Here is a 14,537-nt window from a genome sequence, read left to right as displayed (position 1 = left end):
TCTGCTTTCCTGATCCTGGGTTTGGCGGCGCCGATGCGCGCGGCCCTAGATGCCGGGACCGGCATCGCCGCCCCGCCGCTCGCCACATAGGCGACCGCGCCGTCTTCCTGCGCGGCGCACTGCTCTTCCTTGCTCACGTCCAGCTCACTCGAACTTTATGCGGCCACGTCCTTGGTCACGATCACGAAGGCCACCGCATAATCGGTTTCGTCACTGATCGACACCTGCGCGCTCAAACCGTTCGCGCGCATGAATTCTTCCAGGGCCCCGCTGCACACGATGACCGGCTTGCCGCCGGGCGCGTTGAGCATCTGGGCCGAGCGCCAGGTCATGGGCATGCGCATGCCCAGTCCGATCGCCTTTGAAAACGCTTCCTTGGCCGAGAAACGGGTGGCCAGGAAGCGCAGCCCGCGCACCGGGTTCTTGGCGCTGCGGGCGTGGTATTTCTCCAGTTCCTGCGGGCCGAGGATCTTCTCGGCGAAGCGCGGGCCACTGCGTGCAAGGGCCGCCTCGATACGCGAGATCTGGACGATGTCGGTGCCGATCCCGTAGATCATCTCAGGCTCCTGCGCCGTACCGCACGCCCAGGCGCGCCGCCACCATGATGGCCTTCATCTCGCGCACCGCATTCTCCCAGCCCACGAACAGGGCGTGGCCGACGATCGCGTGGCCGATGTTCAGCTCATGGATGTCGGGGATCGCCGCGATCGGCTGCACATTGGTGTAGTGCAGGCCGTGGCCGGCATTCACGCGCAGGCCGCGCGAGGCGCCGGCACGCACGCCCACCTTGATGCGCTCGATCTCGCGAACCGCTTCCTCGCCCTCGGCTTCCGCATAGCGCCCGGTATGCAGCTCGATCACGGTGGCGCCGACGTTTGCGGCCGCTTCAATCTGCGCTTCGTCGGCATCGATGAACAGCGACACGCGGATGCCCTCCGCTTTGAGCTGCTGCACCGCGGCTTCCACTTCCTTGTAGTAGCGGATCACGTCCAGGCCGCCCTCGGTGGTGACTTCCTCGCGCCGCTCCGGCACCAGGCACACGTCCTGCGGCTTGACCTGGCAGGCGAAGTCGATCATCTCGCGCGTCACGGCCGCTTCCAGGTTCATGCGGGTGGTCAACAGCGGGCGCAGCGCCAGCACGTCCGCATCCTTGATGTGGCGGCGGTCTTCGCGCAGGTGCAGGGTGATCAGGTCGGCGCCGGCCTGCTCGGCCAGCAGCGCGCCGCGGATCGGGTCCGGGTAGCTGGTGCCGCGGGCATTGCGCACGGTGGCGATGTGGTCGATGTTGACGCCGAGGTCGATCACCGAACCGGCAGGTTGCAGGAAGCTCATTTGTGGTCTCTTTATAACTGCATCAGGTCGATCAAAATCTGGCGCGTGTTGAGTGGTGCGCCCCCCAGGTGGTGCGCCAGCAGGAAGCGCATCAGCTGCTTGCTCTGCCCCTGCGTCACCGGGTCGCCGTAGTCCTCGCGCTCCATGTCGAGCAGGGTTTTACCGGTCACCACCGGCCACACGTCGCTGGCCAGCGCTTCGCGTGCACCCTTTTCCGGGTCGACCACGTAGTCGCGTTCCGGCTCGACCGGGCCGCGGGTGGTGGTCGAACGTCCGAGGTCGGCCGCGACGCCAGTTTCCTTAAGTAAGGCCCGTTCGAACTTTCGCAAGACGATCGGCGCCGGCTCGCCATGGGCCAGCTGGTTCAATGTCGAGACGTAGTGATCGAACAAGGCCGGGTGCTTGTCGTCGCGCGCCAGCAGTTTCACCAGGAGTTCGTTCAGGTAGAAGCCACACAGCAGCGCGGTCTTCTCCAGCGGCAGCATGCCGCCGACCCATTCGGCATCGATCAGGGTGCGCAGTTCGGATTTCCCGGAAAACGAGAGCGACAGCGGCTGGAAGGTCTGCAGCACCCCGCGCAGCTTCGACAGCGGACGCTTGGCGCCCTTCGCGACCACGCCCACGCGGCCGTAGTCGCGCGTGAACATGTCCACGATCAGGCTGGTTTCCTTGTAGGGATAGCTGTGCAGGACGAAGCCGGGCTGGCCGCTCACCCGGGTCTCGCGCACAGGTGTGCGGCTGCGCTTGGCCGTTACCGGAACGCTCTGTTCCGGTGTGTCGATGAGGTCGTCTGGGCTGGGCATGCGGTGGGGACGGCCTCCAGGGAGTTACTCGTAGCCGTAGGCGCGCAGGCCCGCTTCGTTGTCGGCCCAGCCGGATTTGACCTTGACCCAGATTTCCAGGTACACGGGGCCGTCGAACAGCTTTTCCATGTCCAGGCGCGACTGGGTCGAGATTTCCTTCAGGCGCGCGCCTTTGTTCCCGATGATCATCGACTTGTGCGTGTCGCGCTCGACCAGGATGGCGCAGAAGATGCGGCGCAGGTTGCCTTCCTGCTGGAACTGCTCGATGATCACCGTGCTGGTATAGGGCAGCTCGTCGCCCAGCAGCCGGAACACTTTTTCACGCACGATCTCGGCGGCCAGGAACTTCTCGCTGCGGTCGGTGATGTCGTCCGGCCCGAAGATCGGGGCGTTCTCCGGCAAGTGGCGCTTGATCTCGTTTTCCAGCGCATCGACCTGGAAGCGCATCTTGGCCGAGACCGGCACAATGGCCGTGAAGTCGCGCAGCGCGGCGATCTTCTGGGCGAAGGGCATCAGGACCGCCTTGTCCTTCATGCGGTCCGATTTATTGATGACCAAGACCACCGGCACGTTCTTCGGCAGCAAATCGAGCACCTGCTGGTCGGCCGGGCCGAAGGTACCGGCTTCGACCAGGAACAGGATCACGTCCGAGGACGTCAGCGTGTTCGAGACGGTCTTGTTCAGCGTCTTGTTGAGCGCGTTCGCATGGCGGGTCTGGAAGCCCGGAGTGTCGACGTAGATGAACTGGGCGTCGTCACGGGTCTGGATGCCGGTGATGCGGTGGCGCGTGGTCTGGGCCTTGCGCGAGGTGATCGACACCTTGGCGCCGATCAGCACGTTCATCAGGGTCGACTTGCCGACGTTCGGACGGCCGACGATGGCGATGTAGCCGCAGCGGAAGCCCTCTGGGGTGGCGTTGGTGTCGGTGGTGCTCTCGATGTTCATGCTGACTTGCTTCCTGGTTGTTCCTGTTGTGCCGCCGGTTCGCTGCTCTGGATGGTGGCGATGCCCAGTTTCAGCTGGGCGGTGCGTGGCTTCGATTTGCGCGCTGCCGGCGATTTCGTCGTTGCCGCCTGCGCCGCTTCCAGCGCAAGGCGGGCAGCGGCCTGTTCGCCGGCGCGGCGGCTGCCGCCGCGGCCGAAGACCTGCACGTTCAGTTTCGGCACCAGGCACTCGACTTCGAATTCCTGGCTGTGGGCGGCGCCGTGGGTTGCCACCACGTTATAGGTCGGCAGCGAGATTTTCTTGCTCTGCAGGAATTCCTGCAGCAGGGTCTTGGCATCCTTGCCCAGCGTCGCCGGGTCGACCGTCTCGAGCAGCGGCAGGTAGAAGGCGCGGATCACGTCGCGCGCCGCATCGAAGCCGGTGTCGAGGAAGATCGCGCCCAGCAGGGCTTCCAGGGTGTCGGCCAGGATCGAGGGCCGGCGGAAGCCGCCCGACTTCAGCTCGCCCTCCCCCAGCCGCAGGAACTGCGACAGCTCCAGCTTCTGGGCGATCTCGAACAGCGACTGCTGCTTGACCAGGTTGGCGCGCAGGCGCGACAAATCGCCTTCGTCGAGGTGGCTGAAACGTTCGTACAGGATCGACGCCACGACGCAGTTCAGGATCGAGTCGCCGAGGAATTCCAGGCGTTCGTTATGCAGCGCGCTATGGCTACGGTGGGTCAGGGCTTGCTGGAGCAGGCCGGTGTCCCGGAACGTATAACCCAAGCGTGTTTGCAATAACTGTAGATTCATTGTGCTGTCGTGGTTTCAGCGCCCACCCACGTGGACGCCGCGTGTTGCTTATCGAGCAGGTGCGTCGGCTTCCTTGGCCGCCACCACGCCGCTCGGATCGGTCGTGCCCGCGTAGTCGATCACCAGGCTGACGTTCCCCATCAGCGGGACCCGCTTCTCGTAGGCAAAGCTGACTTGCACTTCGCCGTCGTCGCGGGTAATGGTCAGGTCGCGGCCCCTGACAGCGGTGACGTCGTTGATACCGGCGGTCTTGTCGAAGGCTACCTGTATTTCGCGCGGCGTGCCGCCAGCTTCCTTGGCGCGCACGATCGCGTCCTTGATCGCGCTGTACTCAGTGTAGGTCGGGATCAGCTTGAGCGCGAACACGGCTGCGACGCCGAGCACGGCCAGGACGAGGATCAGGCCGGTCAGCGAGATGCCGGACTGGCGAACGAGGATTTGCTTCTGCATGGTGGATCTCCGAAATTACTGGATGCCGCCAATCCGTTTCGGATTGCCGAAATTCATCCAGACGACGATCGCCTTGCCAACAATGTTCTTGTCCGGTACGAAGCCCCAATAGCGGCTGTCGGCACTGTTGTCGCGGTTATCGCCCATCATGAAATAATTGCCTGCAGGTACGATACAGGTAAATTTATCGTATGAGAAGTTGCAGGCTTCAGGATGGTTGACGAAGTCCACGGCGCCCAGGTCGAAGCCGCGCTTGTCCGCGGTGTTCAGGATCCGGTGCGGCACGCCGGCCAGGTTTTCCAGGAACTGCTTGTGGTAAATCGGATGCTGGTCATCCAGATAATCGTCCATCGGGGTGTACTGGACCGGCTTGCCGTTCACCGTCAGGCGCTTGTTTTCATAGGTGATGGTGTCGCCCGGAACGCCGATGACGCGCTTGATGTAATCCTGGCTCATGTCCTTCGGATACTTGAACACCATCACGTCGCCGCGCTGCGGGTCGGCGATCTCGATCACCTTCTTGTTGATGATCGGCAGGCGGATGCCGTAGGCGTACTTGTTCACGAGGATGAAGTCGCCCACCAGCAGGGTCGGCACCATCGACGAGGACGGGATCTTGAACGGCTCCCACAGGAAGGAACGCAGGATGAATACCAGCGCAATGACCGGGAAGAAGCTGCCCGAGTACTCGATCCAGGTCGGCTGGCGCAGGTGGGCCGCTTCGATCTCGGCGCGCTGGTTGCCGCTGTCGGCCTTGATGCCTTCCTTGGCCAGCTTGTCGATGCGCGCGTCGTATTCGCGCAGGGCGATGTCGGCGGCGCGGCGGCGCTGTTTGGCAAGGACGAACACATCCAGGCACCAGATGACGCCGGTCACCACCATCAGCACGAACAGGATCAGGGCAAAATTGCTCAGGACAGTTTGCATATCCATTTATTTTTCTTCCACCTGCAGGATGGCCAGGAAGGCCTCTTGCGGAATCTCCACCGAACCGACCTGCTTCATGCGCTTCTTGCCGGCCTTTTGCTTTTCCAGCAGCTTCTTCTTACGCGAGATGTCGCCGCCATAGCACTTGGCCAGCACGTTCTTGCGCAGCGCCTTGACGTTCTCGCGCGAGATGATGGTGGCGCCGATCGCGGCCTGGATCGCCACGTCGAACATCTGGCGCGGGATCAGTTCGCGCATCTTGGCGGCCACCTGGCGGCCGCGGTAAGGCGCGTTGGCGCGGTGCACGATGATGGCCAGCGCATCGACCTTTTCGCTATTGATCAGCATGTCGACCTTGACCACGTCGGCCGCGCGGTATTCCTTGAACTCGTAGTCCATCGAGGCATAGCCGCGCGAGGTCGACTTCAGGCGGTCGAAGAAGTCCAGCACGATCTCGGCCATCGGAATTTCGTAGTGCAGCTTGACCTGGCGGCCGTGGTAGGCCATGTCCATCTGGACGCCGCGCTTGCCGTTACACAGGGTCATCACCGCACCGACATACTCCTGCGGCATGTACAGGTTGACGTCGACGATCGGCTCGCGCACTTCATTGATCTTGGACGGTTCCGGCATCTTCGACGGGTTGTCCACGCGCACCATCGTACCGTCGCGCATCTCGACCTCGTACACGACGGTCGGCGCGGTGGTGATCAGGTCCATGTCGAACTCGCGCTCGAGACGTTCCTGCACGATCTCCATGTGCAGCAGGCCCAGGAAGCCGCAGCGGAAGCCGAAGCCCAGCGCCTGCGAGACTTCCGGCTCGTACATCAGGGCGGCGTCGTTCAGCTTGAGTTTTTCCAGCGAGTCGCGCAGGGCGTCGTACTGGTTGGCTTCCACCGGGAACAGGCCGGCGAAGACCTGCGGCTGGACTTCCTTGAAGCCCGGCAGCGGTGCCGGGGCCGGCTTGGCGGCCAGGGTCACGGTATCGCCCACCTTGGCGGCGGTCAGTTCCTTGATGCCGGCAATGATGAAGCCCACCTGGCCGGCCGACAGTTCCTGCAGCGCGACCGAACGCGGGGTGAACACGCCGACGCTCTCGACCAGGTTCACCGAACCGGTCGCCATCAGCAGGATCTTTTCTTTCGGACGCAGGGTGCCGTTGACCACGCGCACCAGCATCACGACGCCGACATACGGGTCGTACCAGGAGTCGACGATCAGGGCCTGCAGCGGCGCATCCGGGTCGCCCTTGGGCGGCGGCACCTTCGCGATCAGGGTTTCCAGCACGTCTTCCACGCCCAGGCCGGTCTTGGCCGAGCAGGTGGTGGCGTCGGACGCGTCGATGCCGATGACGTCCTCGATTTCCTTCTTGGCGTTGTCCGGGTCGGCATGCGGCAGGTCGATCTTGTTCAGGATCGGCACCACTTCCACGCCCAGGTCGAGCGCGGTGTAGCAGTTGGCCACGGTCTGGGCTTCCACGCCCTGGGAGGCGTCGACCACCAGCAGCGCGCCTTCGCAGGCCGACAGCGAGCGCGAGACTTCGTAGGAGAAGTCGACGTGGCCCGGGGTGTCGATCAGGTTCAGGTTGTAGGTCTGGCCGTCGCGCGCCTTGTACTGCAGCGCCGCGGTCTGGGCCTTGATGGTGATGCCACGCTCGCGTTCGAGGTCCATCGAATCGAGCACCTGCGCGTCCATCTCGCGTTCCGACAAACCACCGCACAGCTGGATGATGCGGTCGGCCAGGGTCGATTTGCCGTGGTCGATGTGGGCGATGATGGAGAAGTTACGTATGTTGTTCATTAACAAAGCTCAAAACCAAAAAGGCCGCGGACAGCGCGGCAGGCTACAAACGAAGACGCCATGCAAAAAAGCGCTCCGTGGGGGCGTACCGGGCCCCGGCCGAAGCGCTTGATGAAGCGAGAGAATCGCGTGTGTTAGGGACAGACGCTTTTCCGACCCCGGCATTTTACCGGATTCCGCGCCGGAAAGCCCGGTTTTGGGGTCGCCCAGGGGCAGAAACCCGGGTTTTCGCCCGGAGGATGGGCAAATGGCCGGGTTTGGCGGCGAGTTTCAGGCCGGTGCGGGTGCGCAGGCATCTGCCCAGCCGCGCGCAGCGGCGGGGTCGAGGAAGTAGTGGCACAGCTCCTCGCCGGCCGGATCGCCGAACAGTACCGGGACCAGCTCGTCGAAACGGGCCACCAGAGCGGGGTCGAGGTCGACGTCGATGACCGCGACGTCGAAGCGCTCGCCCGGCTGCTGCAAGGCCATCAGGGCCTGCAGCATGTCCTCGCACAGGTGGCAGTAGCTGCGCGAATACAGGGTGAAGGGAACCGGACGCATCACTGGCGCGGCTTCACGACGATGTACTGGGTCACGTCCCCGCGGCGCACCAGCAGCGCCACCGGTTTCTTCGGATCGAGCTTGGCGATGATCCCGTTGAACTGGGCCACATTCGCCACCTGGGTATTGCCAACCTGGGAGATCACGTCGCCCGGACGGATGCCGGCCGTGGCCGCGTTGCCGCTGGCGTCCTCGACCAGCACGCCGGCATCGGCGCCGAGCTCGGCGCGCTGGGCGGGCGTGATGTCGGACACCACCAGGCCGAGGGCGTTCGGGGCGGCGCCGGGGGCTTTCTTCGGCGGCGTCGGGCGGGCGCCCGCGACCTTCTCTTCCTGCAGCTCGACGATGGTCACCGGCACCTCGAGCTGGGCGCCGCGGCGCCAGACGGTGACGGTGGCGCGGCTGCCGACCTTGCTCGCGCCGACCAGGCGCGGCAGGTCGCGGGTGGTTTCGACCGGCTGGTTGTTGAATTTCAGGATGATGTCGCCGACCTTGATGCCGCCCTTCTCGGCCGGACCGCCCGCTTCCACCATCGAGACTTCGGCCCCACGCGCCTTGCCCAGGCCCAGCGATTCGGCCACGTCGCGCGTGACTTCGCTGATTTGCACGCCCAGGCGGCCTCGGGTGACCTTACCGCTGGTCTTGAGCTGTTCGGCCACGCGCGTGACTTCGTCGATCGGCACGGCAAACGAAATGCCGTTGTAGGCGCCCGAGAGCGTGGCGATCTGCGAGTTGATGCCGATGACTTCGCCGCGCATGTTGATCAGGGGGCCGCCCGAGTTACCCGGGTTGACCGCGACGTCGGACTGGATCAGCGGCAGGTATTCGCCGGTGTCGCGCGACTTGGCCGAGATGATGCCGGCAGTGACGGTGTTGTCGAGGTTGAAGGGCGAGCCGATCGCCACCACCCATTCGCCGACCCGGATCTTGCTCGAGTCGCCGGTGCGCAGGTAAGGCAGGTTGTTGGCCGACAGCTTGAGCAGGGCGACGTCCGAACGGCGGTCGGCGCCCAGCACCTTGGCCTTGAATTCGCGGCGGTCGGTGAGGGTCACCGTGACCTCGTCGGCGCCTTCGACCACGTGGGCATTGGTCAGCACGAAGCCGTCGGCGGAAATGATGAAGCCGGAGCCGACGCCGCGCGTCACGTTTTCTTCCGCACCGCCGCCCTGGCCGCCGGGGCGACCCTGGCCACGCCCGCCGCCGCGCGGGATCTGGCCGCCGAAGAAGCGGCGCAGGAATTCCTGCATTTCTTCTTCACCGGGCGCGCCCTGCCCGCGCGTGACGCGTTCGGTGGTGCGGATGTTGACGACGGCCGGGCCGACCTTGTCGATCAGGTCGGAAAAATCGGGAAGGCCGGTCACGACCGGGGTCTGGACCGGGGCGGCGGCGATGGCGCTGCCGCCGGCAAAGGCGCAGGTGGTGGAGAGCAGCAGGGCCGACAGGATCAGGCTGGGGGAACGGCGTGGAAATGGACGGGTCATGGACTTGGCGTGGAAGGCTGAGATTGACTTTATGGTAAGCCAAAAAACACGCTTTGTCGCGCCGTGCGCGGTGTGCCGCGCCCCCACGCCGGGTCGGAACGAAACCGGCGCCGGCCCGCACCTTACTAAGTCGCTGATACGCTGGACGAATCACCGCGCCGCATAGATACATCGGACATATCACTGCATCCAAGCGTGCCCATCAGAGCCGCTTGGCGACGGCTGGACTGGGCTCGGGAGCGGGCACGTCATGCGGCGCGGCCGTTTCCTCGGCCAGCTTGGAGCCGTTGAGGGCCTCGCCCGCTGCGACCACCGAGGGTGCGATGGCCGCAAGGGCGTCGGCCGGCGTGCTGGGCCGCCCTGCGCCGCGCCGTAGCGGCATCGGCTCACTGGCGAGCTTGTCGGCCAGCCGCGCTGCGAAGTCGGGAGACAGTTCGGCATGTCCCGGTTCGCCGCGCAGGGCGTCGCCGATCTGGTGGTAGAGGTCCCATGCCTGCCGGCCGTCCGCTTCGCGCAGGGCTGCCAGCGCGAGCTCGAGGTCGGCTTCCGGCAGCTCGCCGTCCGCAAAGGCCGATATGTATTCGCGTATCTTCTTGTTCGTGTCCATCTGGTAACCCGCCGCCGTCGGTGTGTTCAATTTGTCCTGCCTATGTACGATCCTGCTACCTACCGACGTTTGTCAACCGGGAAATCGAGCAATGGGCGCAATTTCTCGGCGATGACTTCGCGCGCACGGAAAATCCGGCTGCGAACGGTTCCTATCGGACACGCCATCACCTCGGAGATTTCTTCGTAGCTCAATCCTTCTATTTCTCGCAGGACAATAGCCGTTCGCAATTCCAGCGGCAGGGCTTCCATCGCCGCGTTCACCGTATGGGCAATCTGCTTGCTCGCCAACACCGATTCCGGTGTGTTTATGTCGCGCAAGCTGTCTGCGTCGTCGAACCCCTCTGCCCGCTCCGCGTCGGCCTCGGTGGAGGTCGGCGCGCGGCGGCCCTGTGTGACCAGAAAATTCTTCGCCGTGTTGATGCCGATGCGATACAGCCAGGTGTAGAAGGCGGAATCGCCGCGGAAGTGGCGCAGCGCGCGGAAGGCCTTGATGAAGGTCTCCTGCACCACGTCTTCCGCTTCGGCCGGGTCGTGTACGAGACGCGACACCAGACGCATCAGGCGTCGCTGGTATTTGGCCACAAGCAGATCAAACGCCCCCCGGTCACCGGCCTGGACGCGCTCTACCAACACCTGATCACCCTCGCGTTCTGTCGTCACGGACCCTGCCCCATCGGCTGCCACGGTCCTCCTCCATAAGAGTTGGTCCGCTGCAATAAGTTCAAAGTATTTTGTGCTCCAGCGTCGCCCTGTCTGCCGTCTCTGCACCGGCGCCGAGCGCCACGACAAGGGCGCGGAAGGCGTCGGGCGCCAGGCTGTCGGGGAGCACAGGCACGGTGCAGCAAGCGGCCCGCCCGGAGGCACGACGGCCTGTGCCGAGGCGCAGCAGCATCAGCCGCGGCCACAGTGTCGAACCGGGCAGCAGCACCGCCGGCAGCGCCGCCCTTCGTTCCGGCCGCACACCCTGTTGTACCGTCAGCCGTATCTGGCCGGGTCCAGAAATATCAATGCGATGCACCATTGCAGGACGCAGCGCCGCATGCGCCACGCATAGCCCGGCGATCAGCGGCGCCAGCGCCACAAGCGGCCCGCCGGCGTAGCCTGCGGGCGCGACGAGGCCCACGGCGCAGGCGGCCGCGATCAGGGAAGCGCCGAAGCCGGCGAGCAGGCAGCGCAGGCAGCGCGACGGCGCAATGACGACGGTCACCGCGATCGACATGGGTGCGAAAAAGGGAAAGGAAGGAGCGCCGCTGGCCGGGGCCGTGCGGAAGGTGCAAGGAGGGATGCGCAGGACCGAATGGTCCAGGCTGTCAGGCGCCCATCCCAGTTAGACCGGGATGGGCGTGGTCTGGTTCAGACCCGCGGTATGAAAAAACTCAGACTTTGGCGAACACGAGGGTACCGTTGGTACCGCCGAAGCCGAAAGAGTTCTTCACCGCATAATCGATCTTCATGTCGCGCGCCGTGTTGGCCACGAAGTCCAGGTCGCATTCCGGATCCTGGTTGAAGATGTTGATCGTCGGCGGCGATTTCTGATGGTGCATCGCCAGCACGGTGAACACCGATTCCAGGCCGCCCGCGCCACCGAGCAGGTGGCCGGTCATCGACTTGGTCGAGTTCACGACGAGGCCGCTCTTGGCATGGTCGCCGAAGACGCGCTTGATGCCGCGCACTTCCGCCACGTCGCCCAGCGGCGTCGAGGTGCCGTGCGCGTTGACGTACTGGACTTCGCTCGCGTTCAGGCCCGCGTTGTGCAGTGCCGCCACCATGCAGCGCGCCGCGCCACTGCCATCCTCGACCGGCGAAGTGATGTGGTTGGCGTCCGCGCTCATGCCGAAGCCGATGACTTCGGCGTAGATCTTCGCGCCGCGCTTGACCGCGTGTTCGTACTCTTCGAGCACCATCACGCCGGCGCCCTCGCCCAGCACGAAGCCGTCGCGGTCCTTGTCCCACGGACGGGACGCGGTGGTCGGGTCGTCGTTGCGGGTCGACAGCGCGCGTGCCGAGGCGAAGCCGCCCAGGCCCAGCGGCGACACGGTCGACTCCGCACCGCCGGCGATCATCACGTCGGCATCGCCGTACTCGATCAGGCGAGCGGCGGCGCCGATGCAGTGCAGGCCGGTGGTGCAGGCGGTGACGATCGCCAGGTTCGGGCCGCGCAGGCCGAATTTGATCGAGAGATCGCCCGAGATCATGTTGATGATCGATGCCGGCACGAAGAAGGGCGAGATGCGGCGCGGGCCGCGATTCATGTACTCTTCCTTGGTGGCTTCGATCATCGGCAGGCCGCCGATACCCGAACCGATGGTCACACCGATGCGGTCCGCGTTTTCCTCGGTCACTTCCAGGCCCGAATCCTGCAGGGCCTGGATGCCGGCGGCCATGCCGTAATGGATAAAGCTATCCATGTTACGGCCTTCCTTGCCCGGCAGGTAATCTTCCACCTTGAAGTTCTTCACTTCACCGGCGAATTGCGTCGTGAACGGCGTCGCGTCGAACTTGGTGATGTTGGCAATGCCCGACTTACCGGCCAGCGCCGCTTCCCACGCCTCGGCAATGGTATTGCCGATTGGTGAAATGCAGCCCAGGCCGGTAACGACGACACGGCGGTTGCGTGAACGGCTCAAGCGATTCTCCCAGAAACTTTTAAAGCGACAGCTTAGGCCTTGACGTGCGCGGTAGCGTAGTCGATGGCTTGCTTGACGGTGGTGATCTTCTCAGCCTGCTCGTCAGGGATTTCCATTTCGAACTCGTCTTCCAGTGCCATCACCAGTTCCACGGTGTCCAGCGAGTCAGCGCCGAGGTCGTCAACGAACGAGGATTCGATTTTGATGTCTGCTTCTGCAACGCCCAGTTGCTCAGCGACGATTTTTTTAACGCGTTGTTCGATATCCGACATGTTATGGCTCCATTAAGGTATGTGTTGCGGAAAGTGCGCGCATTTTATCAGGTTTGCGCGGTGAAAAACTACTTTCGGCGATAACGGTTATTTCCACCGAAATTACTGCTAAAAGAGGCGATTACACCGGATTTTCTTCGCGAGCGTCGAAACCCGGCATTTTACCTTGTTAATTCATATACATGCCGCCATTCACGTGCAGCTCGCTGCCCGTGATATAGGCGGCAGTCGGGCCGGCCAGGAAGGCGACGGCGTGGGCGATGTCTTCCGGCTGGCCCAGGCGGCCCAGCGGGATCTGGCCCAGCAGCGCTTCGTGCTGGCCTTCGCCCAGCGCCTTGGTCATGTCGGTATCGATGAAGCCCGGGGCGACGCAGTTGACGGTGATGTTGCGGCTGCCGATCTCGCGCGCCAGCGCGCGGGTCATGCCGGCCACGCCGGCCTTGGCGGCGGCATAGTTCATCTGGCCCGGATTACCGGAGGCGCCCACCACCGAGGTGATGTTGATGATGCGGCCGTGCTTGGCCTTCATCATCCCGCGCAGCACCAGGCGCGACAGGCGGCCGACGGCGGTGAGGTTGGTCGAGATGACGCTGTCCCACTCCTCGTCCTTCATGCGCATGGCCAGGTTGTCCTGGGTGATGCCGGCGTTGTTGACCAGGATAGACAGGCTGCCGAAGCCTTTTTGCGTGTCCTCGACCACGGCGGCGCACTGGGCCGCGTCGGTGACGTTCAGGACCACGCCCTTGCCGCCGAACTCCTTCAGGTAATCGGTGATCGCCGCGGCGCCGGATTCGCTGGTGGCGGTGCCGACGACCTTGGCGCCCTGGCGCGCCAGCTCCAGCGCGATGGCCTTGCCGATGCCGCGCGAAGCGCCGGTGACGAGAGCGACTTGGTTCTCCAGATTCATGCTTTTCCTCTTATGTGGTGTGCTTGATGTGCTTCAGGCCGCGCTGTCGGCCGCACCGAGCGACGCCAGGACCCGCTCCAGCGCAGCCTGGTCGACCAGGGCTTCGCCGGCGAGCGCCGGGTCAATGCGCTTGGCCATCCCAATCAGGGTCTTGCTCGGCGCGCATTCGATCACCTGGGTGACACCGCTGGCGGCCATCTTCTGCATGGTCTCGACCCAGCGCACCGGACCGGCCGCCTGGCGCACGAGGGCGTCCTTGATCGCAGCCGGATCGTGCAGGATAGCGACGTCGACGTTGTTGATCAAGTCGATCTGCGGCGCGGAGAATTCGATGTTTTCCATGTACTCGCGCAAACGATCCGAGGCCGGCTTGAGCAAGGACGAGTGGAAGGGGGCCGACACGGCCAGCTTCATGGCGCGCTTGGCGCCCTTGGCCTTGGCGATCTCGCAGGCGCGGTCGATCGCGCTAGCGTGGCCGGCGATCACGATCTGGGTCGGCTCGTTGAAGTTCACGGCTTCCACGACTTCGCCCGCATTTTCCCCGCTGACGGCTTCCGCGCAGACGGCGCGCACGTCCTCGGCCTGCAGGCCCAGCACGACGGCCATGCCGCCCTGCCCGACCGGCACCGCGTCCTGCATCGACTGGGCGCGGAAGCGCACCAGCGGCACCGCGTCCTTGAACTTGATCACGCCCGCAGCCACCAGGGCCGAGTATTCGCCCAGGCTGTGGCCGGCCACCAGCGACGGCGCCAAGCCGCCGGCGGCGATCCAGGCGCGGTACACGGCGACCGCGGCGGTCAGCATCACGGGCTGGGTATTGGTGGTGAGGTCGAGGTCTTCCTTCGGGCCTTCGGCGATCAGCTTGCCGAGGTCGAAGCCGAGTGCATCGGATGCTTCGGCGACGGTCTGCTCGACGACCGGGTTGCCGGCGAAGCCGTTCAGCATGCCGACGGCCTGGGCGCCCTGGCCCGTAAACAGGAAAGCGAATTTGTTCATTTTATTGTTCTCCGTAGGGTGCGCGGGGTAATTTCGGGCAATGTCCGGAATTACGAA

General features: G+C 64.5%; 17 protein-coding genes. All 17 read right to left on the bottom strand.

Annotation, left to right across the window (positions count from 1 at the left end; translation table 11 throughout):
- Window positions 1–155 precede the first annotated feature (155 nt).
- Window positions 156–557 (bottom strand): holo-ACP synthase, encoded by a 402-nt coding sequence (gene acpS / locus LK542_RS22055; RefSeq protein ID WP_227813594.1) that lies wholly within the window; start codon window positions 555–557, stop codon window positions 156–158.
- Window position 558: 1 nt separating this feature from the next.
- Window positions 559–1,332, bottom strand: coding sequence for a pyridoxine 5'-phosphate synthase (pdxJ, locus tag LK542_RS22050; RefSeq protein ID WP_227813593.1), 774 nt, complete (start codon window positions 1,330–1,332; stop codon window positions 559–561).
- A gap of 11 nt (window positions 1,333–1,343) precedes the next feature.
- Window positions 1,344–2,135 (bottom strand): DNA repair protein RecO, encoded by a 792-nt coding sequence (gene recO / locus LK542_RS22045; protein WP_227802192.1) that lies wholly within the window; start codon window positions 2,133–2,135, stop codon window positions 1,344–1,346.
- 24 nt (window positions 2,136–2,159) lie between these two features.
- The gene (gene era / locus LK542_RS22040) at window positions 2,160–3,080 is read right to left on the bottom strand and encodes a GTPase Era (protein ID WP_227813592.1); all 921 of its coding nucleotides are present in this window, start codon (window positions 3,078–3,080) and stop codon (window positions 2,160–2,162) included.
- Window positions 3,077–3,871, bottom strand: a complete 795-nt coding sequence (gene rnc / locus LK542_RS22035) for a ribonuclease III (protein WP_227813591.1) — start codon at window positions 3,869–3,871, stop codon at window positions 3,077–3,079. The genes era and rnc overlap by 4 nt, the downstream gene beginning before the upstream one ends.
- A gap of 48 nt (window positions 3,872–3,919) precedes the next feature.
- On the bottom strand, window positions 3,920–4,321 hold the full coding sequence (locus tag LK542_RS22030; protein WP_227802189.1) for a DUF4845 domain-containing protein: 402 nt from the start codon (window positions 4,319–4,321) through the stop codon (window positions 3,920–3,922).
- 15 nt (window positions 4,322–4,336) lie between these two features.
- On the bottom strand, window positions 4,337–5,254 hold the full coding sequence (lepB, locus tag LK542_RS22025) for a signal peptidase I (RefSeq protein WP_227813590.1): 918 nt from the start codon (window positions 5,252–5,254) through the stop codon (window positions 4,337–4,339).
- Window positions 5,255–7,048 (bottom strand): translation elongation factor 4, encoded by a 1,794-nt coding sequence (gene lepA / locus LK542_RS22020; RefSeq protein WP_227813589.1) that lies wholly within the window; start codon window positions 7,046–7,048, stop codon window positions 5,255–5,257. It lies immediately after the preceding gene.
- A 270-nt stretch (window positions 7,049–7,318) separates the two neighbouring features.
- The gene (locus LK542_RS22015) at window positions 7,319–7,588 is read right to left on the bottom strand and encodes a glutaredoxin family protein (protein ID WP_227802187.1); all 270 of its coding nucleotides are present in this window, start codon (window positions 7,586–7,588) and stop codon (window positions 7,319–7,321) included.
- Complete coding sequence (locus tag LK542_RS22010) at window positions 7,588–9,069, bottom strand: DegQ family serine endoprotease (RefSeq protein WP_227813588.1); 1,482 nt, start codon at window positions 9,067–9,069, stop codon at window positions 7,588–7,590. The genes LK542_RS22015 and LK542_RS22010 overlap by 1 nt, the downstream gene beginning before the upstream one ends.
- Window positions 9,070–9,271: 202 nt before the next feature.
- Window positions 9,272–9,706 (bottom strand): sigma-E factor negative regulatory protein, encoded by a 435-nt coding sequence (locus LK542_RS22005; protein ID WP_227813587.1) that lies wholly within the window; start codon window positions 9,704–9,706, stop codon window positions 9,272–9,274.
- Between the two features lie 29 nt (window positions 9,707–9,735).
- Complete coding sequence (rpoE, locus tag LK542_RS22000; protein WP_227802184.1) at window positions 9,736–10,338, bottom strand: RNA polymerase sigma factor RpoE; 603 nt, start codon at window positions 10,336–10,338, stop codon at window positions 9,736–9,738.
- A gap of 61 nt (window positions 10,339–10,399) precedes the next feature.
- Window positions 10,400–10,897: a hypothetical protein gene (locus LK542_RS21995; RefSeq protein ID WP_227813586.1), complete on the bottom strand. Its 498-nt coding sequence runs from the start codon at window positions 10,895–10,897 to the stop codon at window positions 10,400–10,402.
- A 157-nt stretch (window positions 10,898–11,054) separates the two neighbouring features.
- Window positions 11,055–12,305 carry a beta-ketoacyl-ACP synthase II gene (fabF, locus tag LK542_RS21990; RefSeq protein WP_227802182.1) on the bottom strand — a complete coding sequence of 417 codons (1,251 nt, stop codon included), beginning with the start codon at window positions 12,303–12,305 and terminating at the stop codon, window positions 11,055–11,057.
- 32 nt (window positions 12,306–12,337) lie between these two features.
- Entirely contained in the window at window positions 12,338–12,577 is a 240-nt protein-coding gene (acpP, locus tag LK542_RS21985) for an acyl carrier protein (protein WP_020653257.1), read from the bottom strand.
- A gap of 169 nt (window positions 12,578–12,746) precedes the next feature.
- Entirely contained in the window at window positions 12,747–13,484 is a 738-nt protein-coding gene (gene fabG / locus LK542_RS21980; RefSeq protein ID WP_227813585.1) for a 3-oxoacyl-ACP reductase FabG, read from the bottom strand.
- 33 nt (window positions 13,485–13,517) lie between these two features.
- A complete protein-coding gene (fabD, locus tag LK542_RS21975) occupies window positions 13,518–14,480 on the bottom strand; it encodes an ACP S-malonyltransferase (RefSeq protein WP_227813584.1) in 963 nt (320 codons plus the stop codon).
- Between the last annotated feature and the right edge of the window lie 57 nt (window positions 14,481–14,537).

This window comes from Massilia sp. IC2-477, assembly GCF_020707265.1.
Taxonomy (GTDB): Bacteria; Pseudomonadota; Gammaproteobacteria; order Burkholderiales; family Burkholderiaceae_D; genus Telluria.
This window is presented reverse-complemented; position numbering and strand designations above follow the sequence as displayed.

Excerpts from the sequence above, each read along its gene's own strand:
- acpS (WP_227813594.1), bottom strand. The coding sequence starts at position 557 with ATGATCTACGGGATCGGCACCGACATCGTCCAGATCTCGCGTATCGAG.
- pdxJ (WP_227813593.1), bottom strand. The coding sequence starts at position 1,332 with ATGAGCTTCCTGCAACCTGCCGGTTCGGTGATCGACCTCGGCGTCAAC.
- recO (WP_227802192.1), bottom strand. The coding sequence starts at position 2,135 with ATGCCCAGCCCAGACGACCTCATCGACACACCGGAACAGAGCGTTCCG.
- era (WP_227813592.1), bottom strand. The coding sequence starts at position 3,080 with ATGAACATCGAGAGCACCACCGACACCAACGCCACCCCAGAGGGCTTC.
- rnc (WP_227813591.1), bottom strand. The coding sequence starts at position 3,871 with ATGAATCTACAGTTATTGCAAACACGCTTGGGTTATACGTTCCGGGAC.
- LK542_RS22030 (WP_227802189.1), bottom strand. The coding sequence starts at position 4,321 with ATGCAGAAGCAAATCCTCGTTCGCCAGTCCGGCATCTCGCTGACCGGC.
- lepB (WP_227813590.1), bottom strand. The coding sequence starts at position 5,254 with ATGGATATGCAAACTGTCCTGAGCAATTTTGCCCTGATCCTGTTCGTG.
- lepA (WP_227813589.1), bottom strand. The coding sequence starts at position 7,048 with ATGAACAACATACGTAACTTCTCCATCATCGCCCACATCGACCACGGC.
- LK542_RS22015 (WP_227802187.1), bottom strand. The coding sequence starts at position 7,588 with ATGCGTCCGGTTCCCTTCACCCTGTATTCGCGCAGCTACTGCCACCTG.
- LK542_RS22010 (WP_227813588.1), bottom strand. The coding sequence starts at position 9,069 with ATGACCCGTCCATTTCCACGCCGTTCCCCCAGCCTGATCCTGTCGGCC.
- LK542_RS21995 (WP_227813586.1), bottom strand. The coding sequence starts at position 10,897 with ATGTCGATCGCGGTGACCGTCGTCATTGCGCCGTCGCGCTGCCTGCGC.
- acpP (WP_020653257.1), bottom strand. The coding sequence starts at position 12,577 with ATGTCGGATATCGAACAACGCGTTAAAAAAATCGTCGCTGAGCAACTG.
- fabG (WP_227813585.1), bottom strand. The coding sequence starts at position 13,484 with ATGAATCTGGAGAACCAAGTCGCTCTCGTCACCGGCGCTTCGCGCGGC.
- fabD (WP_227813584.1), bottom strand. The coding sequence starts at position 14,480 with ATGAACAAATTCGCTTTCCTGTTTACGGGCCAGGGCGCCCAGGCCGTC.